This is a genomic window from Tahibacter soli (assembly GCF_025717065.2).
GTDB classification, from domain to species: Bacteria; Pseudomonadota; Gammaproteobacteria; order Xanthomonadales; family Rhodanobacteraceae; genus Tahibacter; species Tahibacter soli.
The window spans coordinates 115,310-141,704 of sequence record NZ_JAOVZO020000015.1 but is presented as its reverse complement, the minus strand read 5'-3'; the positions used below and the strand labels follow the sequence as shown (position 1 = coordinate 141,704).

The 26,395-nt window shown below is 69.8% G+C and carries 18 protein-coding genes; 8 read left to right on the top strand and 10 right to left on the bottom strand.

The features are described 5' to 3' along the window. Window positions 1-28 precede the first annotated feature (28 nt). From OD750_RS10800 to OD750_RS10775, 6 genes are all read left to right on the top strand, one after another. Complete coding sequence (locus OD750_RS10800) at window positions 29-1,264, top strand: MFS transporter (protein WP_263544722.1); 1,236 nt, start codon at window positions 29-31, stop codon at window positions 1,262-1,264. Further along, the gene (locus tag OD750_RS10795; protein WP_263544721.1) at window positions 1,264-1,392 is read left to right on the top strand and encodes a hypothetical protein; all 129 of its coding nucleotides are present in this window, start codon (window positions 1,264-1,266) and stop codon (window positions 1,390-1,392) included. The genes OD750_RS10800 and OD750_RS10795 overlap by 1 nt, the downstream gene beginning before the upstream one ends. A gap of 95 nt (window positions 1,393-1,487) precedes the next feature. Beyond that, window positions 1,488-2,336 carry a hypothetical protein gene (locus OD750_RS10790; RefSeq protein ID WP_263544720.1) on the top strand — a complete coding sequence of 283 codons (849 nt, stop codon included), beginning with the start codon at window positions 1,488-1,490 and terminating at the stop codon, window positions 2,334-2,336. 115 nt (window positions 2,337-2,451) lie between these two features. Next, window positions 2,452-2,871 (top strand): hypothetical protein, encoded by a 420-nt coding sequence (locus tag OD750_RS10785; protein ID WP_263544719.1) that lies wholly within the window; start codon window positions 2,452-2,454, stop codon window positions 2,869-2,871. Between the two features lie 149 nt (window positions 2,872-3,020). After that, window positions 3,021-4,793, top strand: coding sequence for a M14 family metallopeptidase (locus OD750_RS10780; RefSeq protein ID WP_263544718.1), 1,773 nt, complete (start codon window positions 3,021-3,023; stop codon window positions 4,791-4,793). A 52-nt stretch (window positions 4,794-4,845) separates the two neighbouring features. Next, on the top strand, window positions 4,846-6,075 hold the full coding sequence (locus OD750_RS10775; RefSeq protein ID WP_263544717.1) for a DUF1028 domain-containing protein: 1,230 nt from the start codon (window positions 4,846-4,848) through the stop codon (window positions 6,073-6,075). Here OD750_RS10775 and OD750_RS10770 read toward each other — a convergent pair. From OD750_RS10770 to OD750_RS10755, 4 genes are all read right to left on the bottom strand, one after another. Next, entirely contained in the window at window positions 6,055-9,177 is a 3,123-nt protein-coding gene (locus OD750_RS10770; RefSeq protein ID WP_263544716.1) for a CHAT domain-containing protein, read from the bottom strand. The two genes, OD750_RS10775 and OD750_RS10770, sit on opposite strands and share 21 nt — an antisense overlap. Before the next feature lie 222 nt (window positions 9,178-9,399). Continuing rightward, complete coding sequence (locus tag OD750_RS10765; RefSeq protein ID WP_263544715.1) at window positions 9,400-10,713, bottom strand: hypothetical protein; 1,314 nt, start codon at window positions 10,711-10,713, stop codon at window positions 9,400-9,402. A 51-nt stretch (window positions 10,714-10,764) separates the two neighbouring features. Beyond that, window positions 10,765-11,124 carry a hypothetical protein gene (locus OD750_RS10760; RefSeq protein WP_263544714.1) on the bottom strand — a complete coding sequence of 120 codons (360 nt, stop codon included), beginning with the start codon at window positions 11,122-11,124 and terminating at the stop codon, window positions 10,765-10,767. A gap of 72 nt (window positions 11,125-11,196) precedes the next feature. After that, complete coding sequence (locus OD750_RS10755) at window positions 11,197-14,286, bottom strand: CHAT domain-containing tetratricopeptide repeat protein (RefSeq protein ID WP_263544713.1); 3,090 nt, start codon at window positions 14,284-14,286, stop codon at window positions 11,197-11,199. A 205-nt stretch (window positions 14,287-14,491) separates the two neighbouring features. Between OD750_RS10755 and OD750_RS10750 the strand changes: the two genes are divergently transcribed. Next, entirely contained in the window at window positions 14,492-15,388 is an 897-nt protein-coding gene (locus OD750_RS10750; RefSeq protein ID WP_263544712.1) for a hypothetical protein, read from the top strand. On the opposite strand, the gene OD750_RS10745 is transcribed toward OD750_RS10750, so the two are convergent. Genes OD750_RS10745 through OD750_RS10730 form a run of 4 tightly spaced genes read right to left on the bottom strand, consistent with a single transcriptional unit; the run spans window position 15,376 to window position 19,229 of the window. Then, the gene (locus tag OD750_RS10745) at window positions 15,376-15,975 is read right to left on the bottom strand and encodes a YdeI/OmpD-associated family protein (RefSeq protein WP_263544711.1); all 600 of its coding nucleotides are present in this window, start codon (window positions 15,973-15,975) and stop codon (window positions 15,376-15,378) included. The genes OD750_RS10750 and OD750_RS10745 overlap by 13 nt on opposite strands. Before the next feature lie 20 nt (window positions 15,976-15,995). Beyond that, a complete protein-coding gene (locus OD750_RS10740) occupies window positions 15,996-16,286 on the bottom strand; it encodes a GNAT family N-acetyltransferase (protein WP_263544710.1) in 291 nt (96 codons plus the stop codon). Next, a complete protein-coding gene (locus OD750_RS10735) occupies window positions 16,279-18,144 on the bottom strand; it encodes a YkgJ family cysteine cluster protein (RefSeq protein WP_263544709.1) in 1,866 nt (621 codons plus the stop codon). The genes OD750_RS10740 and OD750_RS10735 overlap by 8 nt, the downstream gene beginning before the upstream one ends. After that, window positions 18,141-19,229, bottom strand: a complete 1,089-nt coding sequence (locus OD750_RS10730; protein ID WP_263544708.1) for a DUF6895 family protein — start codon at window positions 19,227-19,229, stop codon at window positions 18,141-18,143. The genes OD750_RS10735 and OD750_RS10730 overlap by 4 nt, the downstream gene beginning before the upstream one ends. Window positions 19,230-19,382: 153 nt before the next feature. On the opposite strand from OD750_RS10730, the gene OD750_RS10725 reads away from it, so the two are divergent. After that, window positions 19,383-19,787, top strand: a complete 405-nt coding sequence (locus OD750_RS10725) for a hypothetical protein (RefSeq protein WP_263544707.1) — start codon at window positions 19,383-19,385, stop codon at window positions 19,785-19,787. Window positions 19,788-19,883: 96 nt separating this feature from the next. Here the strand turns inward: OD750_RS10725 and OD750_RS10720 are convergent, their stop codons facing one another. Both OD750_RS10720 and OD750_RS10715 read right to left on the bottom strand, forming a co-directional pair. Beyond that, window positions 19,884-20,255: a hypothetical protein gene (locus tag OD750_RS10720; protein WP_263544706.1), complete on the bottom strand. Its 372-nt coding sequence runs from the start codon at window positions 20,253-20,255 to the stop codon at window positions 19,884-19,886. An 8-nt stretch (window positions 20,256-20,263) separates the two neighbouring features. Further along, window positions 20,264-26,308: an RHS repeat-associated core domain-containing protein gene (locus OD750_RS10715; RefSeq protein WP_263544705.1), complete on the bottom strand. Its 6,045-nt coding sequence runs from the start codon at window positions 26,306-26,308 to the stop codon at window positions 20,264-20,266. Window positions 26,309-26,395: the final 87 nt, after the last annotated feature.

The window sequence follows — 26,395 nt, the reverse complement described above, 5'->3', positions numbered from 1 at the left end:
CTATCGCCTTTACGGAACGCACGCCCGCATGACTACGCGCGACACTTCCTGGACCCGCGCCGCGGTGATCGCGATCGCCTGCGGCGCGCTGATCGTCACGCTGAGCATGGGCGTGCGGCAGAGCTTCGCGATGTTCATGCAGCCGATGGGCGTCGAATTCGGTTTCGGCCGCGAGTACTTCGGCTTCGCGCTCGCGGTGCAGAATCTGCTGTTCGGCATCGCGCAGCCGTTCGTCGGCGCCGTCGCCGACCGCTACGGCGTGCGCCGCGTGCTCGTCGTCGGCACGATCGTCTACGCCGCGGGTCTCGCGCTCGCCGCGTTCGCGCACGCGCCCGGCGACGTCATGACCGCGCTCGGCGTCATGATCGGCCTGGGCCTGTCCGGCACGACGTTCGTCGTCGTGCTGACCGGCGTCGGTCGCCTCGTGCGCCCGGAACAGCGCAGCATGGCGTTCGGTCTCGTCACCGCCGGCGGCTCGTTCGGCCAGTTCGCCGTGGTGCCGATCGCGCAGGCGCTGATCGCGAGCACCGGCTGGCGCGGCGCGATGATCGGCCTGACCGCGCTCGTGCTCGTCTCGATCGTCGCGGCGATCGGCATCCGCCCGGCCGCCGTCGCGAACGCCGCGGCCGACGACGACGCGCTGTCGCTCGGCACCGTCATGCGCCGCGCCGCCGCGCATCCGCACTACTGGCTGCTCAACTTCGGCTTCTTCGTCTGCGGCTTCCACATCGCGTTCATCGCGACGCACTTCCCGGCGTTTCTCGTCGACCGCGGCCTCGCGCCGAGCGTCGGCGCGTACGCGCTCGCGCTGATCGGCCTCGCCAACATCGCCGGTTCGTATCTGTTCGGCCTCTGGGGCAACCGTCACTCCAAACCGATGCTGCTCGCCGCGCTGTACGGCGGTCGCGCCCTGGCGATCGTCGCGTTCCTTCTCGTGCCGCTGTCGCCCGCGTCGGCGCTCGTCTTCGCCACCGCGTTCGGCTTCCTCTGGCTCGGCACCGTGCCGCTGACGAGCGGACTCGTCGCCGGCATGTTCGGCCTGCGCTATCTGTCGACGCTGTACGGCGTCGTGTTCCTGAGCCACCAGATCGGCAGCTTCCTCGGCGCGTGGCTCGCCGGCCGGCTGTACGACACCACCGGCAGCTACGACCCGATCTGGCTCGCGAGCATCGCGCTCGGTCTCGCCGCCGCGGCGATCAGCCTCGCGACGAGCGACCGCGCGGTCGAGTTTCCGCGGCTGCGCGCGGCGCCCGAGCCGGTCTGATGCGCCTCGTCGCGCGCCGCTACGCCGTGTGGATCGCCGCGATCGCGCTCGCGGCGGTGCTCGCGGCGCTGTGGATGCGCTGGGGTGCGGCGATCTTCGCGTCGAGTCTCGGCGGCATGGTCTGCTGAAAATTTTTTCGTGCGTGATCCCTGCGCGCGACAAACGCCGTACGTCTGGATAACCCGCCGCTGGGCGGACCCAACCAAACGATACGGAGATTGTCATGTTGACCAAGAACCTGCTGGCCGCTTCCCTCGGCACCCTGCTCTCGCTCGCCGCGACCGGCGCCAACGCGATGGCCGAATACAAAGTGTGGCACTACGTCTCGCCGGACACGCTGCTCGACGTTGCGCCCGGCGACATCACGCTCGGCAACTCGAAACTGACGCCGCCGGCGTTCGCCTGCGGCATGCGCATCAACCTGCCGGCGTACTGGGACTGGAGCGACACCTCCGGCAACGGCAACTTCAGCAAGGACGTGTTCGTCTGGATTCCGAAGGCCGGCTGCCCGTACCCGAACGACATCGTGGTCGAGTACACCGATCACAGCCAGACGTTCTCGTACAAGGTCGGCAACGAGTACCGCTCGATCTTCACCAACTACGGCAAGAACTGGGTCAACGCGCAGGGCAAGGTGCCGTCGTGCGGCTGCGTGCCGAACTTCCCGTACAAGATCAGCGGCGCCAAGTGGGCTTCGCTCGATCCGGACTTCGACCGCCTCAAGGCCGACCTGCGCAATCCGGCGCAACCGACGCGCGCGCTCGTCGAGACGCGCACGCTGCTCGCGACGCTGAGCAGCCTCGCCACCGAAGCCGCCGGCCGCGTCGAACTGCGCCGCCGCACGAACCTGCCCGACCGCGAAGCGGCCGTGCGTTCGCTCGAAGACTCGGCGCTGCGCAAGCTCGCCGTCGCCCAGGCACACATGAACACGGCGATGGACCGCCTGTCGGCCGGCCTGTTCGACGACGAGACGCATACCGAAGTCGATCTCGGCCGCGAGAACAGCATCGACGCCGGCAAGGAGTTCGACGAAGCGCTCGATCTGATCGCGCCGCAGGCCGGCGAACGCTGAGCATCGCCGCGACGCCCGGCCCCCGCTCCGGGCGTCGCACAGGCATCCTTCGATGGGTTATGTTCGCGTCGCTGTCCCTGACGCGTTCCGTTCGCGACCCAACCGGAGGAAACTCATGTCGTCCATGTGGTTCGTCACGCTCGTACTTCTGATACTGCTCGGCATCCTCGGCATCGCCGCGCTGCTGCGCGAACGCAACGCCAATCTCGCCGGTCCGTTGAACCAGCTGCAATCGGTCGAAGGCTGGATCGGCCTCGTCGGCCTGATCTGGGGACTGATCGGGTTCCTGCACCTGCTCTCGGCGATGTCCGCCTTCAGCTACGCGCCGTTCCACTTCCTGATCGGCCTGCTCACCCAGTTCGTCGTCATCGCGCTGTCGCTGATCCTGTCGGTGCCGGCGCTCAAGGCGCTGATCGGCGAGAACGGCTTCACCAAGGGACTCGCCGACTTCTCCGCGAGGCTCGCGCCGTTCAAGGCGATCCTCGGCGTCGTCTGCCTGGTGCTCGCGCTGTGGCTCCTCGTACGCGCGTTCTGACGATCCATCCCCGACACGACACCCGCCGCCCGCCGCGAAACCGCGGCGGGCGGACTGCCGCAAACGCGCCAAAGCGGTATCGTCCAGCCGTATCCACATCGGCGCACGCGAACTAACATCGACGGTTCCGCACTCCCACGGTACCGTCGATGAACCTCTCCCGCCTCCTCGCCGCGCTCGTCGCGACCGCCGGCGCAAGCCACGCGCTCGCCGCCGCCGATCCGCTCGCCACCGTCGCCGAACAGTCCGGCTTCAAACGCACCGGCCGCTACGACGAAGTCGCGGCGCTGTGCGAACGTTTCCACAAGGCGTACCCGGACGCCGTGCGCTGCATCGAGTTCGGCCGCACGCCCGAGGGCCGGCCGATGCTCGCGCTCGTCGCGTCGAGGGCCGGCGCGCTGACGCCCGACGAGGCGCGCGCCAAGGCGCTGCCGGTGCTCCTGATCCAGGGCGGCATCCACGCCGGCGAAATCGACGGCAAGGACGCGGGCTTTCTCGCGCTGCGCGAGGCGCTCTCCGGGAAAGCGGCGAAGGGCGCGCTCGCCAAACAGGTGCTCGTCTTCGTGCCGGTGTTCAACATCGACGGGCACGAGCGCTTCGGCCGCTGGAACCGGCCGAACCAGCGCGGCCCGGAAGAAATGGGCTGGCGCACGACCGCACAGAACTACAATTTGAACCGCGACTACCTCAAGGCCGACGCGCCCGAGATGCGCGCGATGCTCGGCCTCGTCAACGCCTGGGATCCCGTCGCGTACATCGACCTGCATGTGACGGACGGCGCGCAGTTCGAGCACGACGTGTCGATCCAGGTCGAGCCGGCGCATTCCGGCGACGACGCGCTGCGCAAGGCCGGCCGCGCGCTGCGCGACGACACCGCCGGCAAGCTCGCCAAACAGGGTTCGCTGCCGCTGACGTTCTATCCGTCGTTCGTCGTCTCCGACGATCCGGCCTCGGGCTTCGTCGACGGCGTGCCGCCGCCGCGCTTCTCGACCGGCTACCTGCCGCTGCGCAACCGCTTCGGCATGCTCGTCGAAACGCATTCGTGGAAGGACTACCCGACGCGCGTTCGCATCACGCGCAACACGATCGTCGACGTGCTCGAACTCACCGCCGAGCGCGGCGCGCAATGGCGCAAGCTGCAGCACGAAGCCGACGCGCGCGCGACGCAACTCGGCGGCACGCGCGTGCCGCTCGACTACAAGGCGACCGAAGCGACGCGTACGATCGATTTCCGAGGCTACGCGTACACGCGCACGCCGTCGGAAATCTCCGGCGCGCTGATGACCCGCTACGACGAGAAAAAACCGCAAATCTGGAAAGTGCCGCTGCGCGACGAAGTCGTGCCCGATCGCAGCGTCGACGCGCCGAAGGCCGGCTATGTCGTGCCGGCCGCGTTCGCCGAAGAAGTCGGCGCGCGGCTCGCCGCGCACGGCGTCGAGTTCCGCGCGCTGAAGCGGCCCGCGTCGCTCGCCGCGCAGACGTTCCGCGCCGACGGCGCCGCGTTCTCGGGCCAGCCGGTCGAAGGTCACCAGCGCGCGACGCTCACGGGCGACTGGAAGAACGAGACGCGCGACGTCGGCGCCGGCGCGCTGTTCGTGCCGATCGCGCAGGCGCGCTCGCGCATCGTCGTCGCGCTGCTCGAGCCGGCCGCGCCCGACGCGCTCGCCGCGTGGGGCCTGTTCAACGGCGCGTTCGAACAGAAGGAATACATGGAAGACTACGTCGCCGAGGACGTTGCGCGCGCGCAGCTCAAGGCCGATCCGGCGCTCGCCGAGGCGTTCAACAAAAAGCTCGCCGACGACCCGGCGTTCGCCAAGAACGCGAGCGCGCGTCTTGCGTTCTTCGCGCGCCGGCATTCGTCGTGGGACGAGCGCTTCAATCTCTATCCCGTGCTGCGCGTCGACAGCGCGCCGGCGGACTAAACCGTCGCGCCGCGGACGGCATCGAAGCGCGATTCCCGAACGGAGTCGCCCGATGCCCGCCTTGCGCCGATGGTTGCCGCTGTTGCTCGCCGCCGCCGCACCGGCGCACGCGACCTACTCGATCGTCGCCTGCGACGCCGCGACACGCGCCTGCGGCGTCGCGGTGCAGACGAACAACCTCGCCGTCGGCGCGAGCGTGCCGGCCGCGCAGGCCGGCGTCGGCGCGCTCGTGTCGCAGTTCGAGACGAACCCGCACTACGGCCCGCAGGCGCTCGCGCTGATGGCGGCCGGCGCGACGCCGGCCGACGCGCTCGCGCGCATCCTCGCCGACGACGGCGATTTCGACGGCGAGACGATCCAAGCCCGTCAGGTGGCGCTCGTGCGCGTCGACGGTACGAGCGCCGTGCATACCGGCCGCGACGTCGCGGCGTCGCCGTGGGCCGGGTCGCGCGGCGGCGCGGGCTACAGCGTGCAGGGCAACGGCCTCGCCGGCCCGCAAGTGATCGCCGCGATGGAGTCGGCGTTTCTCGCCGCGCGCGGCCCGCTCGCCGAACGCCTGCTCGCATCGCTCGCTGCCGGCGAACGCGCCGGCGGGCAGACGACCGGGCGCGAATCGGCCGCGCTCCTCGTGCGCACGACCGACGGCTGGCCGATCGATATCGACCTGCGCGTCGATCACGCGAGCGATCCGATCGCGGCACTGACCTCGCTGTACGGGCAATACGCCGCACGGCAGGACATCGTCGCGGCGCGACAGGCCGCCAGGCGCGGCGAGTTCGAACGCGCCGCGAATCTCCTGATCGGCGCGGTCGCGAAGGCGCCGGCCTGGCCGCGCGCGTGGCTGCAGGCGGCGCGCGTCGCCATCGAGATCGAACGGCCGCAGCTGGCGCTGCAATACCTCGCGGCGGCGTTCGCGCAGAACGATGCGTGGCGCGCGGTCGAACTCGGCGCGGGTCGTTACGCCGCGCTCGGCGCCAATCCGCTGTTCGCCCGCTACGTCGACGACGCGCAGCGCAATGCGGCGCTCGCCGATCTGCGCGCGCTCGACGCGCAGGCACCCGCGGCCGCGCGCGCCTCGCTCGCTGCCCGGCTCGTCGAGGCGCAACGGCCGGCCGAGGCGCTGGGCGTGCTGCCGGCGCGCGACGAGACATCGCGGTCGGCGCTCGTGCGCATCGATGCGCTCGCCGCGCTCGGTCTCGCGCGCGACGCGCGAACGCAGCTGCGCCTCGCGCGCAAGCGCTGGCCGGACGACCGGCGCCTGTCAGCGCGGTCGCACGAGTAGCGAATAGCCGCCCCAGTCGCGCGGCGGCGCGCCGCGGCGGCGCGTCAGCACCGTGCGCTGCGCGAGCGCGAGCGCCTCGGCCGCATCGTCGCTGCGCTGCTCGAGCGCGGCGTACACGAGCTGCGCGAAACGCGCGGCCTGCGCGTCTTCCACCGGCCACGCGGCGGCGAGCGCGGCATCGGCGCCGGCGCGCAGGAAATCGCTCGCGAGCGACGACGGCGCCTGCGTCAGGAACATGCGGCCGGCAGCGCCTTCGCACGCGTTCAAAAAAACGAGACGAGGCGGAATTTTACCCAAATCTACTTCGCCGCCGCCGAGCAGCGTGAACGCGCCGCCGTCGGCGTCGGGCAGCGCGAGCGCCGAGGCCTGCGGATGCGCCGCGCTGGCGATGCCGTGCGCCGCCACGTGCAGCACCCAGTTCGCCGCGTTCGGCGCGACGACGCGCGCGTACGAATCGCCGAGGCTCACGCGCGATTCGCCGAGCGCGGTTTCGATCAGCGCGAGCTCGATCGACGCGCCCGGCAGCGGCGCGAGCTTCGCGCCCGAGCGAAACACCGCCCGATCGGCGACGATGCGGCCGGAGGCGGTGCGGCCTGAACCCCACACGACGACCGGATACCCCGCCGAGACGGCGAGCGGTCGCAGCTGCGCCGGCAGCGACGGCGGCTCGGACAGCAGCGTGACGCTGCGGCGTTCGACCCAGTAGCGGCCGTCGCCGTCGCGCAGCGCCGCAAACGGCACGAGATGCGACGCGCCGTCCGGCACGATGATCGCGCGGCGCGCGGAACCGAGCGCCTGCGCGAGCGGAACGAGCGCCTGCGACAGCGGTGCGAGCGTCGACGCGTCGGGCCGCGAGACCGACTCGACCGTCGCCGCGTCGAGCACGCCGCGGCGCGGCAGCGTCACCCAGCGATAACCGTCGGGCGCGACGACGAATGCGCCGCTGCGCCGTTCGCCGAGCGCGAGCGCCGCGAACGCCTCGCCCGGCTTGAGCGCCGCCGCGAGCGCCGGCAGCGACAACGCCGTGCGCGAAGCGGCGCGCCGTTCCTGCGCGGCGCGCGCGTCGAGTTCCGATTCGATCGCCTCGATGCGGCGCGCCACCGCGGCCTGCTCGTCGGCGTCCTGAGGCTTCGCGGCCGCTGCCACGCGCGGCGACGACGCGCCGGCCAGCACCATCACCTTCGCGCGCAGTTCGGCGAGCAGTTCGCGTTGCGCCGCGTCGACCGGCGCGAACGCGGCCGGCGACGACGCGAACCTGCCGCGCAGCGCCCAGGCGCGTTCGATGGCCGCGGTGCCGGGCTCCGGACCGAGCACGAGATCGGTCGCCTCGTCGATCAGTTCGCCGCGGCGATCGAGCAGGTTCGCGGCCAGCACGGGGCTGCCCGGCAACCGCTCGGCGTGCCGCAGTTCGGCGAGCGCGCGCTCGAGTTCGGCGAGCGCCGCGTCGGCACGGCCCGCGCGCCGCTCGATACGCGCTTTTGCCAGCCGCGCCGCGGCGACTCCGTCGGGCTGGCGCGCCTGCACGCGCAGCGCGATCGCCTGATCGACCAGCACGAGCGCGTCGGCGTCGCGGCCCTCGCGCTGCGCCACCGTCGCGCGCAGCATTGCGGCCCGCGCGCGCTGCACGCGGCTCGCACCGTCAGCCAGCAGCGCATCGATCTTCGCCAGTTCCGCCGTACGCCCCGCGGCGTCGCCGAGCGCGTCGAGGCGACGCGCGAGCTCCAGCCGCTCGTCGATCTCCCACTCCGACTGGCCGGTTTGCGCGTACCAGTCGATGACGTCGCGATGCGCCGCGGCGGCGAGCGCATCGTCGGTCTCGCTGCCCGCGAGCACCGACCGCGCCGCGGCGATCGCGCCCTTGTCGCCGGTCTTGTTCGCCAGCGCCAGCGAGCGGTTGAAGTATTCGCGGGCACGCGACGATTCGTGCAGATTTTCGTAGATCCAGCCGCGCACGAGCAGCACGCCGGCCAGACGCGCGGTATTGCCGATCGACTCGAACACGTTCTGCGCCTCGAGACTGTGGGCGAGCGCCTCGGGCCATGCGCCGGTGCGCGCCTCGAACACCGCGAGGTTCGTCAGCACGACGCCGAGGCTCACGCGATCGGTGCCGGCGCGGCGCAGCGCCAGCGCTTCGTGAAAGTTCGGCAGCGCGGTTTCCGGCTCGCCGAGCGCCGCAGCAGCGGCAGCGAGATTCAGCAGCGGCACGGCGACCTGTTCCGGCGCGACCTTGCGGTACGCCGGAATGACGTCGCGATAACAGTCGCGCGCCGCCGCGAGGTGGCCGAGATGCTGCTTGATCAGACAGCGGTTGTTGCGCGCCGAGACCCATTCGAACGGATCGTGCCCGGCGTCGCCGATCGCCTCCGAGCGCGCGAACGCCGCGTCGGCCTCCGGATAGATCGCTTTCTCGCGCAACGACAAGCCTTTGCCGTTGCTCGCGCGCATGACCCATTGCGGCTGTTCGCGTTCGTCGAGCGTCGCGAGCATCGCGTCGTACGCCGCGATGGCCTCGTCGTGCTTCATCGCGCGGCGCAGCAGATTGGCGATGCCGAGCCGCACTTCGCGCAGCGATTCGCCGCCGCCGTCGGCACTCGCGGCCAGCGCGGCCTCGACGCCGCGCAAGCGGCCGGCCGCTTCCGGATAGCCCGCGACGGCATCGACGCCCGCGTCGTAGTACGCCTGCGCCCACAGCCGCCAGACCGGCGCGGGCAGGCGGCGGCCTTCCGCGCCGCCGAGCGCGAACGCGCGAACGCGATAGCGCGCGTTCGCGACGCCGGTGGCGCGCGTGCGCACGACGATTTCCGCATCGCGTTCGACGATCGCGAGCTCGTCGCCCCAGCGTCCCGTCGGCGCGTTGCGCACGTGCGCGTCGCCGTCGACCTGCAGCGACAGGTCGACGCCGTTCTGCGCGACGACGACGACGAGCGGGCCCGCGTTCGCGTCGATCGCGATGCGATCGTCGACGCCGGTCGATATCGTGCGTTCGAGAGTGCCGCCGTCCGCGAGCCGCGGCACATCGGCGTGCACGGCGGCGCACGCCGTCGCGAGAATGACGACCCAGGCGGCTCGCGCGGCGAGCCGTATCGTTTCCTTCTGCGCCATCCGACCCCCGTCTCGGGCGACCCGCTGGTGGTCGCCGTTCGCGCGCTTTGCCTACTTTGGCACAATCGCGCGTTGGAGGCCGATCGCGCAAGTGCGCGCTGCGCGAACGCGACGTGTTCGCGTCGTTCGTTGAGAGGCTCGATACAGTGGCGACGGGAAATCCACAGTCGCACTTGCGGCGGCAGCTCCGTTCGATCGTCCGAAACAGCCGCACCGCTCCCGCTATTCCGGAAGTGCCTGGCCTGCGAAGGTCAGTCCGAGTATGACGCTCGGCAACTTGCCGGTCTCGCGCAGATCCTTGAGGTTCGCGCCCTTCAACTGTGGCCATCCTGCGCGAATGCGTGTGTCAAGTTCCATCTCGTTCTTCCTGTTCTTCGCGCTTAGTACGTTCCCGTACAGAATTCGCTCCAGCGCATCGACGACAATTCGATGCTCGCCCAATTGCCGGCTCATATAGTTGGCCACCTTACCGATGTCGTCAGCGACCTCTTCAATCGCCTCATCTTCGATCAATCTCTTCCTCTGCTCGCTCGTTGTTGCGATATACTCAATAATTCCCTTTTTTACCTTGTCGCGCCCTCTCCAACCCAGCAGCCAGTTCGCGACGTTGATCGCAAACTGCTCGACGTGCAGCCACGTCGGCGAAAAACGCAGGCGCAGCGCGTTCGAATCGGTCCAGTGATGGAACGTCGAATCGACGACGATATTGCCCTCGCAGTTCTCGGACTCGTAGACGGAAACCACCGGATATTCAAGGGACCGTCCTTTGCGTCCCATGCTGAAACTCATGCGATTCGCGTACGCGACGATGCGCGGAAGCGGCGCACCAGGGTAGGTTTGACTGAAAATCGCCGGATCGTCGGTTGCGGAATAGTCGCGAAGCCGCCCCTCGTGCATGTGATCCGGCAGGAACCTTACCCATTGTTTTTCGGTTCCCACATAGCCGAGCTGGAACAGTTCGTGCGCCGTGCCCGATGCGTCGTCGCGGGTTGTCCAAATCTGCTTCGCGGAAGTGTCGCTGTCGTCAGTTTCCACGTCCCCGTACATCGTGGTGAGCTTGTAGTCGATCACATCGCGATATGGCGAACGCAGGTTCGAGTTGTACGAATCCGGCGGCATCTGGCGAGGCGCATCGGCACCTCGCCAGACCCTCATCCTGTCGACGCGTGGAATCCGTTCGCACAGGCACGCACCGATCTGCTCATGGTCGCCCGTGGCGAATACGCCAACGCCGACGATCATTCGTGCGTTGATGACGGCAACTTCGTCATCGCTTAGTGGGAGGCTGTTTTCCGGCTTGTTGCACAACGCCGTACCGAAGAACCACATTTCGTCGACGTCTTCGACGAGTTCTTCGGTGATCGGCTTGTCTTTCAAACGCACGTGCTCGCGTACGACGAAGCGATATCCGAAGCCACGCCAGTTTCTCACGGCGTCGAGCAGGTGATTGAAAGACCATTCGCCATCGCCGACATTCTTTTCGAAGATCGCGAGAATGTTGACGCAGTAATTTTTTTCAGGCGGGTAGTGAATCATGGCGGGCTTCATCCGGAACGGGGATGCGAGAGGGTACGATGTGCGATGCGGTTACTTCGGGCGATTGCCGTCCCACTGCCCGCCACTGTCTTCCGCGGTCGTGTGGGTTTGCGCGTACCCAAGGATGTACGCGTAGTCGCCGAATTCCTTGATGTACGCCGTCACCGAATACTCGACGCCGGTGGGCATGTACCGTTCTTTCCCTTGGACTGCCCCGGTGGAACCGCTGTACTCGACCTTGATTCGAAAATAGGGCGTCGTGGGGTTTACGCTCGAGTACGCTTCGAAATATAGCTGGCCATGCTCGTCCTTGATAACGACCTTGTGGCCGGCCTGGATCAGCGGATACATAAAAAGCCCCGGCACCGGCACGTGCGTCTTGACCGGCCACTCGCCCAGAATATTCGCCATCGTCGTATCTCCTCATCAAATGTTCGCAGCACTGCGCTGCGATGATCCATTGCATTGAGAAGACCGAATCTCTCACCCGTCCGAACGAATCACCGAATACCCGCTCCAGTTGCGCAGCTCGCGCAGACCACCGTGCCGCAGCGCGGTGCGTTGCGCACGCGCGAGCGCGTCGGCGACGTCGGACGGATCGCGTTCGAGTTCGGTGTAGAGGAGCGCGGCGAAGCGTGCCGCGCGACTGTCTTCGATCGGCCACGACGCCGCGACGACGACGTTCGCACCGGCTTCGAGAAACCGGCGCGCGAACGACGACGGCGGCTGCGATTCGAACAGGCGTCCCGAGAAGCCCTCGCACACGTTGACGAACACGACGCTCGGCGGCCGGGCGCCGAGCGCGAGCGACGGCGCGCTCATGAACGTGAATCCGTCTTCGCTTGGCAGCGCAAGCGCCGCTGCGTATGGATGCTCGCTACTCGCCAGACCGTGCCCGGCGACGTGCAACATCCATCGGTCCGTCTCGGGCGCAGCAATCGCGCGCGGGTCGCCGAGCCTCACGCGCCGTTCGCCGAGCACGCGTGTGACGAGGCCGATTTCGACGGCGACCGCCGGCAGCTCGGCCATGTCGGCGCCGGAGCGATACACCCGCACACTGCTCTGCACGAGCGCCGGTTCCCCGGACGCGCCGCCGCCCCAGACGACCACCGGAAACTTCGGCGCGAGCGCGCTCGGTCGCAACGGCGCTGTCGACGCCGGCGGCGCGGCGAGCAACACGATCGCGCCGCGCTCGACCCAGTACTTGCCGTCACGGTCGGCCAAGCCGGCAAACGGAACGAGGTTCGAGGGGCCATCAGGCAGGATCAGCAGGCGTCGCGCCGATGCCGTCGCGACGGCAAGCGGCGACAACTGTCGCGACAGGACATCGAACTCCGCCTTGCCCTGGCGTTCGACCACGTTCCGCGTCGCGCGAATCACGTCGGCGCGGGTCGGCAGCGAAACCCAGCGCACGGCGTCGGTCGTAACGACCCAGGCGCCGCTCGTGCGCGCGCCGAGGTTGATCGCGATGAACGCCTCGCCGGGCCGAAGCGCCGCGCGAACGGCAGCGAGACCGAGCGGCGGCGCGACAACGCCGACGGCGGCGACAGCACGCCGCGCGTCGAGCTGCGACTCGATGGCGTCGACGCGTGTTGCGATCTCGGCGAGTTGTTCGGACGTATATGGCTTGGACGAACTCACGAATCCTGGCGCCCGCGAACCGGACAACAGCATCACTTTCGCGCGCAGTTCGTCGACCAGCTCGCGCTCGTCCGCTGCAGCCGGCGCGGGCGACACCGCTTCGGGTATGCGCGAGTACTTCCACTTCAGCGTCCACGCCCTCTCCACATCGGCTTCGCTGGCCGCATCACTGCCGAGCAGCATGTCGGTCGCCTCGTCGAGCAGATCGATCCGGCGGTCGTAGAGATTGGCGGCGAGAATCGGGCTGCCCGGCAAGCGCTCGGCGCGCTGTAGTTCGTCGAGCCCGCGCACGATCTCGGCGAAGGCCGCATCGGCGCGTCCGCGTCGGCGCTCGACGCGTGCTTTGAGCAGACGCGCATCGGCAAGACCGTCCGGCTCACGCGTCTGCCGGCGCAGCGCAATCGCCGCTTCAGCACGCGCCTGCGCCTCGTCGAGCCGGCCTTCGCGCAGCGCGACGCGGCCACGCAACATCGCGGCATGCGCGCGGTACGGGCGATTGCCATTGGCTTGCAGCAAAGCTTCGCAGGCCGCCAACGCCTCGTCGCGTGCAGTGCCTGCATTCATCGCATCTAGCCGCTCGGCGAGCATCAGCCATTCCTGGCTCGCAAACCCGGACTGCCGTGTTTCAACGAAATAGGCGATCGCCTCGCGATGCGCCGCCGCGGCCGCGCCATCGTCGGGATCGCTGCGCGCGACCCCCGACTTCGCCATCGCGATCGCGTTGCGGTCGTTGCTCTCCTGTGCGACGCGCAAGGCGGCTTCGTAGTATTCGCGCCCACGGCTCGCCTCACCCAACTCGCGATAGATCCAGCCGCGCAGCCGCAACGCGTTGGTCGTCCGCGGTCGATCGCCGAGCGCTTCGAAGATGCGCTGCGCTTCCAGGCTGTGCTTGAGCGCGTCGGGCCACGCGCCTGTCTGTGCTTCATGGTTCGCGAGGTTGAGCAGCACGATGGCGAGACTGCTGCGATCCGTGCCGGCACGCCGCAACTCGAGCGCTGCACGATAGTTCTTCAGCGCGAGCGCCGGCTCGCCGAGCGTGTCGGCGGCGGCCGCGAGGTTGAGCATCGGTACGGCGACCTGGTTCGGCGCGGCCTCGCGGTAGAGCGGAATCACGGCGATGTAGCAGTCACGCGCCTCGGCCAGCCGGCCGTAGTGGTGCAGTATCAGACAGCGGTTGTTCCGCGCCGAAACCCATTCGTACGCGTCCTTGCGGTCCGCCCCGTAACGCACCGCGTCGGCAAACGCGCGATCGGCGTCTTCGAACCGGTCGAGTTCGCGCAGCGCCAATCCCTTGCCGTTGCTCGCGCGCGCGAACCAGACCGAATGCCGCTTCGCGTCCAACCCTTTCGTCAGCGCATCGTATGCCGCGATGGCTTCGGCATACCTGCCCATGCGACGCAGCATGTGCGCGTTGCCGTATTGCAGATAGCGCCGATCGTCGCTGCTTCCGCGCGCCGCAACCGCGCGTTCGACCTGACGCAGTTTTTCCAACGCGGCCGTATGGCCCTTGGTGTCTTCGGTTCCGCTGTCGTAGTGTCCCTGCGACCACAATCTCCAGATACGCGGCGGCAAGCGCCGTCCTTCGGCGCTGTCGAACCCGAACGCACGGACGCGATAGACGATCCTCGGCATGCCGACGCTGCGCGCGCGCACCGACAGGTCGCACGCCTTTTCAACGACGACGACTTCGGGTCCCCAGCGGCCGGTCGCCGAGTTGCGCGCATGCGCTTCGTTGTCGCAACGCAGGACGAGGTCCGCGCCGATCTGCTCGACGATCACCACCAGCGCGCCGCGCGACGCGTCGACGATCAGACGGTCCTGCGCATCGCCGGGCATGCTGCGTTCGATGCGCGTGCCGTCGACGAGCCTCGGCGGCGCGCCATCGGGTGCGGCGCAATACGACACGAACGGCAAGAGGATCGCGACTGCCATCAACCCGCGCATGACCAACCGCGCGAGGCACGGACACCTTCCCCCGTTCGATTCCATGGCGCCTCCGCTGTAACGGGCCGGCTGGAACACATTGCGACGGCGCCTACTTTGGCACAAAGTCGCCGTCGTCCCTATAGCGTCGCCGCGTGTTCGCTTCGTGCACGCGAACACGTTGCGACATCGATACGACCTGCGCGGAACGCCGATGAAACCAGCCCGCCACGCCTTCTTCGCGCTTGCCTTCGCCGCATCGTCCGTCGCCGCGCCGCCGGACGACGGCCTGCGCTTCGACAGTCCGCGCGTCGTCGATCTGTCGTCGCGCGTGCGCGAACTCGACACCGCGGACGTTCCGATCGTCGCGCTCGCACCCGACGCGGAGGCCGCGATCCTCGCCGCTCCGGCGCTTGCCGAAGGCGATCCGTCGCTGCCGTTCGCGAGCGACGCACTGCATTGCGCCGACGACGCGCGCTGCGCCGCGCAAGCCGAAGCGCGCCTGATCGACGCCGAGCACGGACTCGTCACGCGCGACGGCGGCACGCTGCGCATCGCGCCGCCGAACGGCACGCCGCTGCGCTTCGTCGACTACGCGATCAAGGCCACGCGCAGCGCCGACGGCGACGGCGCGCGCCATCGCTTTCTCGGTCGCATCGCGAACACCGGACTGCTGCACGTCGCGATCGACTTCGCGCATGACTCGCCGGGCGCGTTCCTGATCGGCGCCGACAACGGCAAGGTCGCGTTCGTGCACAACGGCGGCGACGTCGCCGCGCTGTCGCCCGGCGGCGGCCGCATCGCGGTGCTCAACAGCCTCAATGCGCCCGCGGCCGTCGCGATCGCCGACCTCGACGCGCAAGGTCCGAGCCTTGCGCTCGCGTGCCGCGCGCGCGTCGCGGGTTCGCGCGTCGTCGCCGACGCGAAGGGCTGGCACGACGCGAACGGCTTCGACATCGTGCTCAGGCGCACCGATGCCGACGGCAAGCCGCAGCTGCTGCCGCTGCGCCTGGCGCGCGACGGCGGCCATTGGCGCGTGATGGCGCGCGACACGGCGGCGCCGGCCGCCTTCGACGATTTTTCATGCCGCGCGCCGCGTCAGCAGTTCTGATACTTCCAGTTGCGCTGCTTGCCCTCGGCCATCCACTCGACGGCCTGCGCCACGCGCTTGGCGCGCGTTTCCTCGCGCTTGGCCTCGGTGATCCACTCGACGTACTCGCGACGCGCGCTGGGGCTGAAGGCCTCGTACGTCGCCCCGGCCTTCTTGTTCTTTTTCAGCGCGACGGCCAGATCGTCCGGCAGTTCCACCGGCGGCTTCGGCGCGCCGCTTTTCGGCCGCACCGGCTTCACGTCGTCTTCGTTGAGCTTCATCGCCTTCTTGATGTAGCCCTCGATCGTGCGGCGCGGCGGCAGGTCCTTGACCGTCGCGATGCAGCCGAAATTGCCCATCGCCTCGTCGTTCCTGTCGTCGGGCACCACGAGCGCGGCCTTCCAGAAGCCGAACGCGCAGTGCTGCTTGAACGCGGCCATGCCGCACAGCATGCCGCGATACATGAAATGCGGCGAACTCCACTTTATCTCTTCTTCCACTTCCGGACAAGCCGCGTGCACGATCTCGCGCAGGTGCTCGAGGATCGGCCGCGCGAACTCGGCCGACTTGGCGATGTACGCGTCGACTTTCGGATTGCGGGTACCCATCTCGCACCTCCGGGTTTCGTTCAACCCGCCAGATCGGCGTATTCCGGATGCCGCTCGACCCACACCGCGGCATAGCTGCACGCCGGAATCACCTTCCAGCCCTGCGCGCGCGCGGCGTCGTACGCGGCGCGCACGAGCTCGCCCGCGATGCCGCGTCCGCCGACGGCCGACGGCACGCCCGTGTGCACGATCTTCATCACGCCGCCGGCGAGGCGATAGACGAGTTCGCACTCGTGCCCGTCGACGACGACGACGAAACGGCGCGCGTCGGGTTCGTGGCGGATCGGATATTGCCCGGTGTGATCAGTCATCGCGGTTCTCCACGGCTTGCAGGATGTCGAGCGCGGCTGCGCCGGCCTGCACGATAGCCAGGACGTAGCGATCCTGCCAGTCCGGCAGTTCGGCGAGCGGCGGATCGGCGTTCCAGCTGCCGTCGTCGGCCTGCTCCGCCAGCGCGTCGGCGAGCGCGCCGCGCGGCAGCGGCAGACCGAGCCGCAACGACAGGCCCGGCCGGTCGCGCCGCAGCGCCGGCGGCCAGGCGTCCGCCGCGTCGAGTACCGCGGCCGCATCGCGCGCGATGGCCGCCAGCCGGAGCCGCACGCCGTCGGCGAGTCGCGGCGCGGCGCGCACGAACGCGTCGAGCAGCGACAACCGCCGCGCGGCCGTCGAGGGTCGTCCGCCGAAGCCGTCGACGATCGCCGTCGCGATCGCACTTGAGCGGCGAGCCGACGCGGTCCATGCGAACGCCGTCAGCCGCTGCAGACGCGCAGGCCCGCGCCGGCCCGCACGCCAAAGCGCGAGTTCGGCATCGATGCGTCCGCGCGGCCATCGCGCCGCCGCGTACGCGCGCACGGCGTCGACGACGCCGGCGAGCTCCTTCGGCGCGGTCGCGACGTCGAAGCGCTGCGCGCGTGCGCAGAGCGCGACGATGTCGTCGACGCGCGGCCGGCGCGCGGCGAGACTTGCGTGCTCCTCCGCCAGCGCGAGCGCGACGACCCGCACGAGCCAGCGCTGCGCGAGCGCCGGCAGCGCGACGCCGACGCGCCGCTGCGGCGCACGCGGAAATCGCAGCATGGCCTCGAGGAGTTCGCGCTCGAGTTCCGCGCGCGGTTCGAGTTCCATCAGTCCGTCGTTGCGCTCCGACAGGCTGGCAAGGCCGAGCAGGAACGTCCAGCCGCGCGCGATCGCCTGCGTTTGCGCATCGGGCTTCGCGGCCTCGACCCTGCCGAAGCGCTGCGGAAGCGCGGCGCCGGGCAGCAGCCCGCGCAGCCCGATGTGATAGTCGTAGTCGGCGTCGACCGGATACAGCCCGCGCGTCGGCGGCGTGGCGACGATGCGCAGCAGCCGGGCGCGATCGTCGGCGTCGCGGAACGAACGCCCCGCGTTATACGTATGCAATTGTTCGCTATGCGGCACCGGGCCGTATTTTTCCTCGAAGCGCAGATGCTGCGACGACAGCACGCGGTCGAGCTTCGCGTCGAGCGGGTCCTGCAGCGCCGCGAGTTCCGGATCGGCCGCGCCTTCGGCGTTCGCGTCGCCCCAGCGCAGCGCGCGGCGCATCTCGGTCCAGAACGCGCGCCGCCAGCGCGTCGCGAAACCGTCGTCCGGCGCCGCGGCGCCGAGCGCGGCGAGTTCGGCGTCGACCGCATCGAGCGTCAGCGCGCCGTCGCGGATCGCCTCGTAGCCGTCGGTGAGGACGATCGCCGTCTCGCCGGTGCTGCGCCGGCGGCAGTGGTCGTAGTAGTACTCGCGGCACGCGAGCGGCCGCGCCGGATGCACGCTGCAGACGCGCCGCGGCGTGCCGTCGGCGTCGTGCGCGTACTTGAGGAACACGCAGGGACTCGCCGCGGCGAGCGAGCGGCGGCGCAGGAACGTGACGATGCTCGAGTCCTGCGCCTCGATCCACGTCGTATAGCGCGCGTCGCCGGCCGGATCGACGAAGCGGTCCTGCGTGAACTTTTCCAGAAAGTTGCCCGGCGACACGTCGAAGAACGCCGCCAGCCGCAGCACGTCGAACGGCGTCAGCGCGATCGCGCCCTCGGTCGTGCAGCAGGCGCCGGACACGCAGTGCGAGCAGACGTCGTGCGTATCGGCGATGTCGTCCTGCCGCGCGAGCGTCACCGGATAGCGCCGGTCGGCGCGAAACCGCAGCGGCGCGCGCGCGCTCAACGGCGTCTCCGGGTTTTCTCGGTCGGCACGTTCGCCGACGGCGCGTAGTCGATGCGCGCCCAGCGCTCGAGCGACGGTTTGAGGTCGGGCCAGAACAGCGCGGGGCCCTGCCACGCGAACTCGCGCAGGCCGTCGATCGCGGCCCACGTCGCGTGAAAGCCGGTGTACAGCGTGTCGGCGTCCCAGACGCCCCAGCTGCCGTCCGCGTTCTGCGCGCCGAGCACGTAGTCGTAGCCGCGCGCGACGGCCGCGTCGTCTTCCGGCTGCCCGAACGCGCGCAGCGCGTCGAGGAACTCGCCGACGAGGTCGGGGTCGTCGCAGGCGATCGCGGTGTCGATGTACGTGCGCAGGAATTCGTACTCCCACGGCAGCCACGCCGGTTCCAGCCGGTACAGGCCGTAGTCGTTCAACGTGTAGACGAGGTGCGTGATCGTGTAGGCGATGTCGTAGAACGTCGCGGTCGAACTGCGTCCGTCGATGCGGTACGGCCGCATCTGCGGCAGCCAGCGCACGACGTCGCGATAGCGTGCGCGAAACGGCACGCCGTAGCGCTCGGCGCAGTAGGCGCCGGTGAACGCGTTGCACCACAGGCGGTAGCGGCTCATGCGCGTAAGCGGCGCTCGGCACGCGCGATTGACGCAGACGCCGCGGCCGCGCGGGCTGCGCGTGCCGCAGTCGCACTCGTCGGTGCAGCCCGCGGGCGGCGCTTCGCGGCGCGGGTCGAACAGCAGGAAGTCGTCGACGTCGAAGCGCACGACCGCCGACGCGAGCCAGCGCTTCATCGACGGCGAACGCACGCCGAGGTCTTCGCCGGCCGCGTAGCCGCGCACGAGTTCGGCCACCCACCAGGCGGCGTCCGGGTCGGCCGTGTCGCCCCACATCGTCGACTGCCAGTGCGCGAACGCGACGCGTCCGATCTGCCGCGCCTGCGTGCGCAGGTGCCGGTCGGGCGACGTCGTCGCCAGCGATCTGCAAAAGTACAAAAGACCACTACCGAGGTAGTCGAGGCAGCCGTCGGTCTCGACCAGCGCGACGATGAAGCCCATGCCGCGTCCGATCGCGCGTTCCCTCGCCTTCGTTCTCATCGCCGAGCCGCCCCTTGACAAGTCCACAATGCGGTTGACTCCCCAAATAGATGGGCCTACAGTGATTGTCGATCGTGGGGCGACGCTTATGCAATGCACCGATCTCGCCTCGCGGTTCGTCGTCGCAACGGACCTACCAAGGAGGCCACCGACATGCCCGCAGGACCGAAGTTGCCGAAACTCGCGAAGCTGCCGCCGGCGAAGCTCGCGAAACTGCCGCCCGCGAAGCTCGCCAAACTCCCACCCGCCAAACTCGCGAAGCTGCCGCCGGCGAAGCTGGCAAAGCTGCCGCCGGCGAAGCTCGCGAAACTGCCGCCCAAGCTTGCGAAGCTGACGAAGCTGCCCCCGAAGCTGCCGAAACTGACCAAGCTCCCGCCGAAGATCGCCAAGCTCGCGAAGCTGCCGCCGGCGAAACTCGCGAAGCTGCCGCCGGCGAAACTGGCCAAGCTCCCGCCGGCCAAGCTCGCCAAGCTGCCGCCGAAGATCGTCAATCCGAAGATCAATCCGAAGTTCGTGCCGCCGAAGATCGGCGGTCCGGTTCGGGGTCGCGGCCGCTAGAACGAAGCCAAGAAGCGCACCGCCTGTCGTCAGGCGGTGTGTGTCGTCGATACGGGGTCTTTGCGCCGGTCGCGCCGCGACCGCCGCGCGCCCGGTTCACCGGCAGGCGTCGATCTTTTCCGACAGCGCGTCCGCGAGCTGCGCCGGCCGCACGAAGCGCGCCGGCAGACGCAGCATCGCGTCGATGCGCGCGCCGACCTTCGTATACGTTTCCACGCCGCCGTTCGTCTCGAAGCTGCGCTGCCCGTTCGCGTCGAACGCGAGGTCGGCGAGCAGCGCGACCGCGTCCGCCGACTCGAGTTCGGCATACAGCGCGCCGCCGTCGGCGAGATAGACGAGCGCGCGCCGCCGGTCCGCCGCGCGGCATTGGGCGACGAGCACGTGCGACTGACGGGCGACGGTTTCGCGGAACAGCCGCGTCTCGTCGGCCGAAGCGGCCCAGGCGGCGATGGCGAACGCGGTGAGCATGAGGCCTCCTAGCGGTACGTGTTGAGGTAGATGCCGGTGCCCGGCAGATCGGGCGTCGGGTAGCTGTTTTCGAACGGGCCGTTCTGCGTCTCGATCTCGTGCCCCTGGAACGGCTTGCGGCTGTCGTTGCGGCGCATGTTGAAATGCGTCGCATCGTTCGTCGGGTCGATGCCCATGTACTCGTCGATGAACGCGTCGATGGTCGCGCTCTTGCACTGTTCGTACACGTCGCGCTCCTCGCGCGGCACGCGTGCGCGCGTCGTCGAGGTCTGCGGGCGCGCGTTGCCGAACTGCTCGTCGCCGTTGATGACGGCGTGCGCGACGTCCTTGCGCGCCTGGTCGATGCCGGGGCCGTCGAGCGAACGCGTCTCGTTGAACACGATGTTCGCGACCTGGTTCCACGACAGGCGGTAACCGCCGGGATCGAAGAGGTTCACCGGATCGTTGCCGGCGTAGGCGTACAGGTTCACCTGCCCGCCGCCGAAGCCGACCGGGTCCTTCGCGGTCCAGCGGCCCGTTGTCGCGTCGTAGTCGCGCGCGCCGAAGCGCGTGAGCTTCGTTGCCCGGTCGTACAGACCGCCGGCGAAGCCGAACGGCTGGAAGCCCGGGTTCGTGTCGAGCGTGACGTTGCCCCACGCATCGTAGTCCATGCGCTGCGCGATCGCGCCGGTCTCGACGTCGACGACGAGGCGCGGGCTGCCGAGACGATCGGCGACGATGCGGTACGCGCGGCCGGCCTTGACCATGAAGCTCGGCGCGTACTGGCGGTCGGCGTAGACGAAGCTCGCGACGATGTTTCCGGCCCCGTCGAGTTCCGCCGCGGGCTTGAGCTGGTTGACGTAGAGGAAGCCCTGCACGAGCGCGCCGTCGACCTTGCGTCCGACGCGCCGGTTCAGGCCGTCGATCACGTAGTCGACGTCGGTGCCGTCGGGCAGGTCGACGTGCCGCAGGTTGCCGAGCGCGTCGTAGTCGTAGCGCGTGACGTCGTCGCCGTCGCGCCGCGCCGCGAGCTGGCCGCTGCGGTTGTACTCGAACGTCTGCGCACCCCAGGTCGCGAGGCGGTCCTGGTCGTCGAACGTCGCGTTCGTCGCGCCCGCGGGCGTCGTCGCCGTGCGGCGGTTCGAATTGGCGTCGTAGTCGTAGTCGGCCTGCAGCACGCCGTCGACGGTGACGGTGTCGAGGCGGCTCGCGACGTCGTACGTGTACGCGGTGACGTGCGTCGCGCCGGCGATGGTCTCGGTGCGCGCGACGACGCGGCCGAGCTTGTCGAACGTGTACGCGGCGTGCAGCAGCGGGTCGCCGTCGAAAGTCGCGGCATAGTCGTCGAGTTCGCCGAACGTGTCGTAGCCGCGCGTGTCGGCGACGAGGCCGATCTGCGTGCCGCGCAACAGGCCGTTGGCCGGATCGCGCGCGAGCGACAGCGCGACCGGCGTGCCGGCGTCGAACGTCGCGCCCAGCATGAGCCCGTCGCGATCGTAGTCGTACGACACGTCGTGCACGTCGCCGCCCGCCGTCGTGCGGATACCGTTCAACCAGAACTGCCCCGGCGCGCTCGCGACGGCGCCGCGCAGGAGCTGCACGCGGCCGGCGATCGCGCCCGACGTCGTGTAGCCCGCGTAGAACGGGCCGTCCCACTCGAACGCCAGCGACGGCTCGCTCGTCGAGTCGATCGTCGCGGCGAGGCCGTTGAACGTATAGCCGAACGTGCGCGCCGCGCCGGGCAGCGTCAGCGTCTGCGGCTGCGTGCGGCTCGCGATGTAGCCGACGCCGATCGTCCGGCCGTCCGGATCGGCGATGCCCGCGAGCTGCCGGTCGAGGTTCGGCGTGTACGTGCGGTCGACCGCGCCGCCGGCGATCGCCGGCGGCCGGTACGCGGTCATCGTGTTCACTTTGTTATAAGTAAACCCGTGAACCGGACGACCCGGCGGCTGCACGCCGGTGAGATTGCCGTTCGCGTCGTAGTCGAGCGCGATGGCGCGCGCGCCCGGCAGGCGCTGCACGCGACGGCGCCCGATCGCGTCGCTCTCGAATTCGACGACGCGCTCGAGCGGATCTTCGACCGACGCGAGATAGCCGTTCGCGTCGTACGTGTAGCTCCATTTCCGACGCAGCGCGCCCTGCCCCTGCGCGACGCCGGTGAGGCGTCCGCGCCCGTCGTACGCGTATTCGACCGGCGCCACGCCCGCGATCTCGCGCCGCAACGGCCGCGACTGCGCGTCGACGACGATGCGCATCTCGCGTCCCATCGGCGTCGTGAAGGTCCAGGTGCGGTCGGCCGCGGTGTAGGCGCGCGCGAAGACGCGCGTGTCGATCTCGCGCGTTTCGGTCACGTCGTACGTGCCGTCGCCGCCGGTCTGCACGTAGCGCGAGCGGCGCTCGACGCCGACCGACGTCCCCCAGGCAACCCCGGTTTCGCCGGCGACCGGCGCCTGGAAACCGTAGCGCGGATCGGCGTTGAACCGCGTGTTCGCGAACATGCCCGTGCGCAGGTCGTAGACCGCCTGCGAGGCGTTGCGCGCGCTCAACAGATGGCGTTCGAGGCCGTCGCTGCGCGCCGACGTGCGATACGCGTCGCCGCCCGGCGCGCGACGCCGATAACTCACGCCCTTGCGCCCGAGCGCGCTCTCGTAGCTGCTTTCCCGCGCGCGCTGCGAATCCCACGCGTAGCTGACGAGTTCCTGGTAGCCGCCTTCGGCGTCGGTGTCCTTCGAAAGCCGTCCGAGCAGCGTCCATTCGAACGCGCTCGCGTAGCCGCGCGGATCGGTGAACGTCTGCAGCAGCCCCGCGTAGCCGGGCTTGTAGGTCATGCGCCACGGATCCACCAGCGGCGGATCGATCGCTTCGAGATAACCCGCCGCGTTGATCGTGAGCGTCGTCGCGGTGCCGTACGGGCCGACGATCGCGGTCGCGACGCCGGCCGCGTTGCGCACGATGCGCGTCACGTTGCCGTCGCCGTCCTCGATCTCGACGAGCCGGCCCGCGGGGTCGTAGCGGAACGCGTAGCGCACGGCGCCGGTGATCGCGTCGCGCGTCTGCAGGTGCCGTCCGTTGCGGTCGAACACGTACAGCTCGCGCGCGTCCTGCGAGGCGATCGTGATCGCCGCTTCCGGGCCGTCGAGGCGGAACGACGAATGCGACGAGCGCAGCACGCCGCCGGCCCAGTCGTCGAACACGATGCTGCCGTCGGGCAGCGATTCGATCGACCTCGCCTGCACCGACAAGGCGCGACCCAGGCTCTGCGTCTCGCGCGACGGATAGCCGTCGCCGCCGCCGACGACGGTGCGCAATTGTCCATTCTTGGCGATTTCCCGAATGCGCGGCGACTCGGCGAACAGCAGCGTGCCCTCGTGCGACACCGCGATGGCCATGACGTCGCCGATCGCCGCGCCCGCGGCGGTCGCGCCGTCGGGCGTGAACCCCGCAGTGCCGTTGCCGGCCGCGATCGTCACGCGGCCGTCGGTGCCGATGCGCCGGATGCGGTTCGCGCCGGGCTCGGTCGCGAACAGCGTGCCGTCCGGTCCGATCGCCAGCGCGCCGAACCGCTCGAACTGCGCCGCGGACGCCGCGACGTCGGCGCCGGCATCGCTGCCGCCGCCGGCGAGCAGCGTGACCTGCCCGTCCGGCCACAGCGTGAAGAGGCGCGTCTTTTCCGCACTGTCGACGCAGGCGAAGTACAGGCGGCGCTCGAACCACGCCGCGAGCCGGTCGATCGTGCAGTCGCGGCCGGCGAGTTCCGCGGGCAGCAGCGCTTCGATCGCGCCGCCGCCGTTCACGCGAAACACACCCGTATCGGCAATGAGGATCACGCGCGAACGGTCGTCGGCGACCAGACGGTGCACGGTGCGCCAAACCGGCGTCGAGCCGGGCGCGCAGCGCATGTGGTTGTCGTCGTCGGGCGGGCAGCTTTGCGCCAGCTCGATCGACGTGTCGGAACCCGGCGGATGCGCATAGACCAGTTGCCGGCCGATCGAGCCGTTCGGCGCGTCGCGCCGCGGAAACGTCTCGAGCTGGAACGCGGTGCCGTCGGCGTCGAGCGCGAACGGATCGTGGTTCGCCGAAACGCGGCTCGAAAACGGCTCGACGATCGTCGCGCCGCCGTCGCCGACCATGCCGATGCGGCGGCGCGTGCCGTCGCCGTAGTACAGCGTGCGCGTCTGCGGATCGAACACGTGATGCAGCGAGATCGACCACCCGCCGAGGCCGAGCCCCGCGGCGCTCCACGCGCCGACCGAACGCCCCGGCTGCGTGATCGTCGTCTGGCCCGCGTATCGGCTCCACAGCGTGGCCGTGCCGGTACCGCGCTCGATCGCCGCGACGCCGGACAGCCCGGCCCAGGACGCCTCGAACGCATCGCTCGTCGCCTGATAGACGAGTCCATACGCGTAGCCGATGCGCGCGGTCATCGCGGCGCTGCCCTGCCACTGCCGGCCGTAGGCGTCGAGCCCGTTCCAGGCGAAGTTGCGGAAGCGGTTCGGCGCCGGCGCTTCGCTTTCGCGGAAGCACTGCCCGCCGACGCAGATTTCGCTTTCGATGCTGCGCACCTGCCGCGGCACCGCGGCGCCGGAAAGGCGCATGCGCACACTGAAGCTTTCCGGCGTGCCGCCGGGCACGCGGTCGCTGCGATACGTGAGCAGTACCGGCGTGCCGGGAATCGGCACCGATTCGCCGAGCCGCGCGTTCGTGCAGTCGATGACGCTGCCGGTTTCGCAGTCGGATTCGTCGGTGTCTTCGGCCTCGTCCGTCTCGGCCGGATCGTCGTCGCCGTCGGGATCGGTCGGCGGGCCGGGGTCGGTCGGATCGGTCGGCGGATCGTCCGGATACGGCGGATCGTCCGGCGGTTCGGGCGGCTGCGGCGGATCGGGATTCGGGTCCGGCCCGTACGGATAGTTGCAGTCCCACGGCGTCAGATGCGTCATCGCGCTGCGCCAGAGCACCTGCCCGACCGGATAGATCTGCGCGAGCTTCGCGCGCTCGCCGGCGGTGACGCCGAGCGCGGTCAGCGCGGCGTCGTCGGCCGGCGTGCCGCTGCCGTCGATGTCGAGCAACGCCAGCGCGCCGACGTTGCCGACGATCCTGACGACGCGCCCGTTCGGCGCCGGCAGCCACGAGCCGCGCCGGAAATCGTAGTAGCCGAGCGGGATGCGGCTACCCGTCGAAAAATTGAGATAATTTTCGAAATACAGGACGATCGGCCGGTCGAACTCGACCGAACGCGCGTCCTGCGCGACGGCTTCGTCGGCGCCGAGTTCCACCGCGTACGTGTAGCCGGCGCTGGCCGGCAGGCTCGCGGGCATGCGCTGCGGGCCTTCGGGGCCGACCGTGTATTCCGTCGCGCGGAAGCGGATCGTCGACAGCGGCCGGCGCGTGCCGTCGGCGGCGACGAGTTCGCCCGTGACGCCGGCGGGAAAGATCACCGTCGCGCGGCGCGCGCCGTCGGCGTCGGCGACGAGATTCGCGCGGTGCACCTGCACGTCGCTCGTCGGCGTCAGGCCGATCGTGGTCACGGCGTCGTCGAGCGCGACCATGCGCGTATCGGGCATCACGCGCCAGTCCTTCCACGGCGCGCGTTCGGCGCGCTGCGCCCGCAGATAGCCCTGCTTGCGCAGATCGACGGTGAGCTCGCCGCCGCCGTTGACCGCGAGGTCGTACATGCCGTCGGCGCGCGTATACGTGTAGCCGAGTTCCGGCCGGTCGAGCACGCGCACGAGCACGCCGGGCAGCGGCGCGCCGTCGCCGTCGAGCACGCGACCGCGCAGCACCGCCGCGCGCCAGCTTCTGATCGCGTCGGGCGCCACGCCGCGCTGGACCGGTTCGGGTCCCGCGTACAGGAATCGCGTCGCCTCGTGGAAGTCGGTCGCGACGGTCGGGTCGATCGGCGTCGCGACGGCCGCCGGATCGGGCGGCACGAACGGCGTCGCGCAGGCGAGATCGATGAGGTTGTCGCCGTCGGCGTCCGGCACGCCCGGCAGGCACGGCGGCCGAGGTTCGAAACCGTCGGCGAAGATCGGATCGTCGGCCGGGCCGCCGCGGGCACCGACGACACCGAACGACAAGCAGAGAGCCAGGAAAAAGCCAACGCTCACGCAAGCCGGCAGCAACCGGCTTCTCCGTGAATAACGCTCCATGGTTGCGCCCCTCTC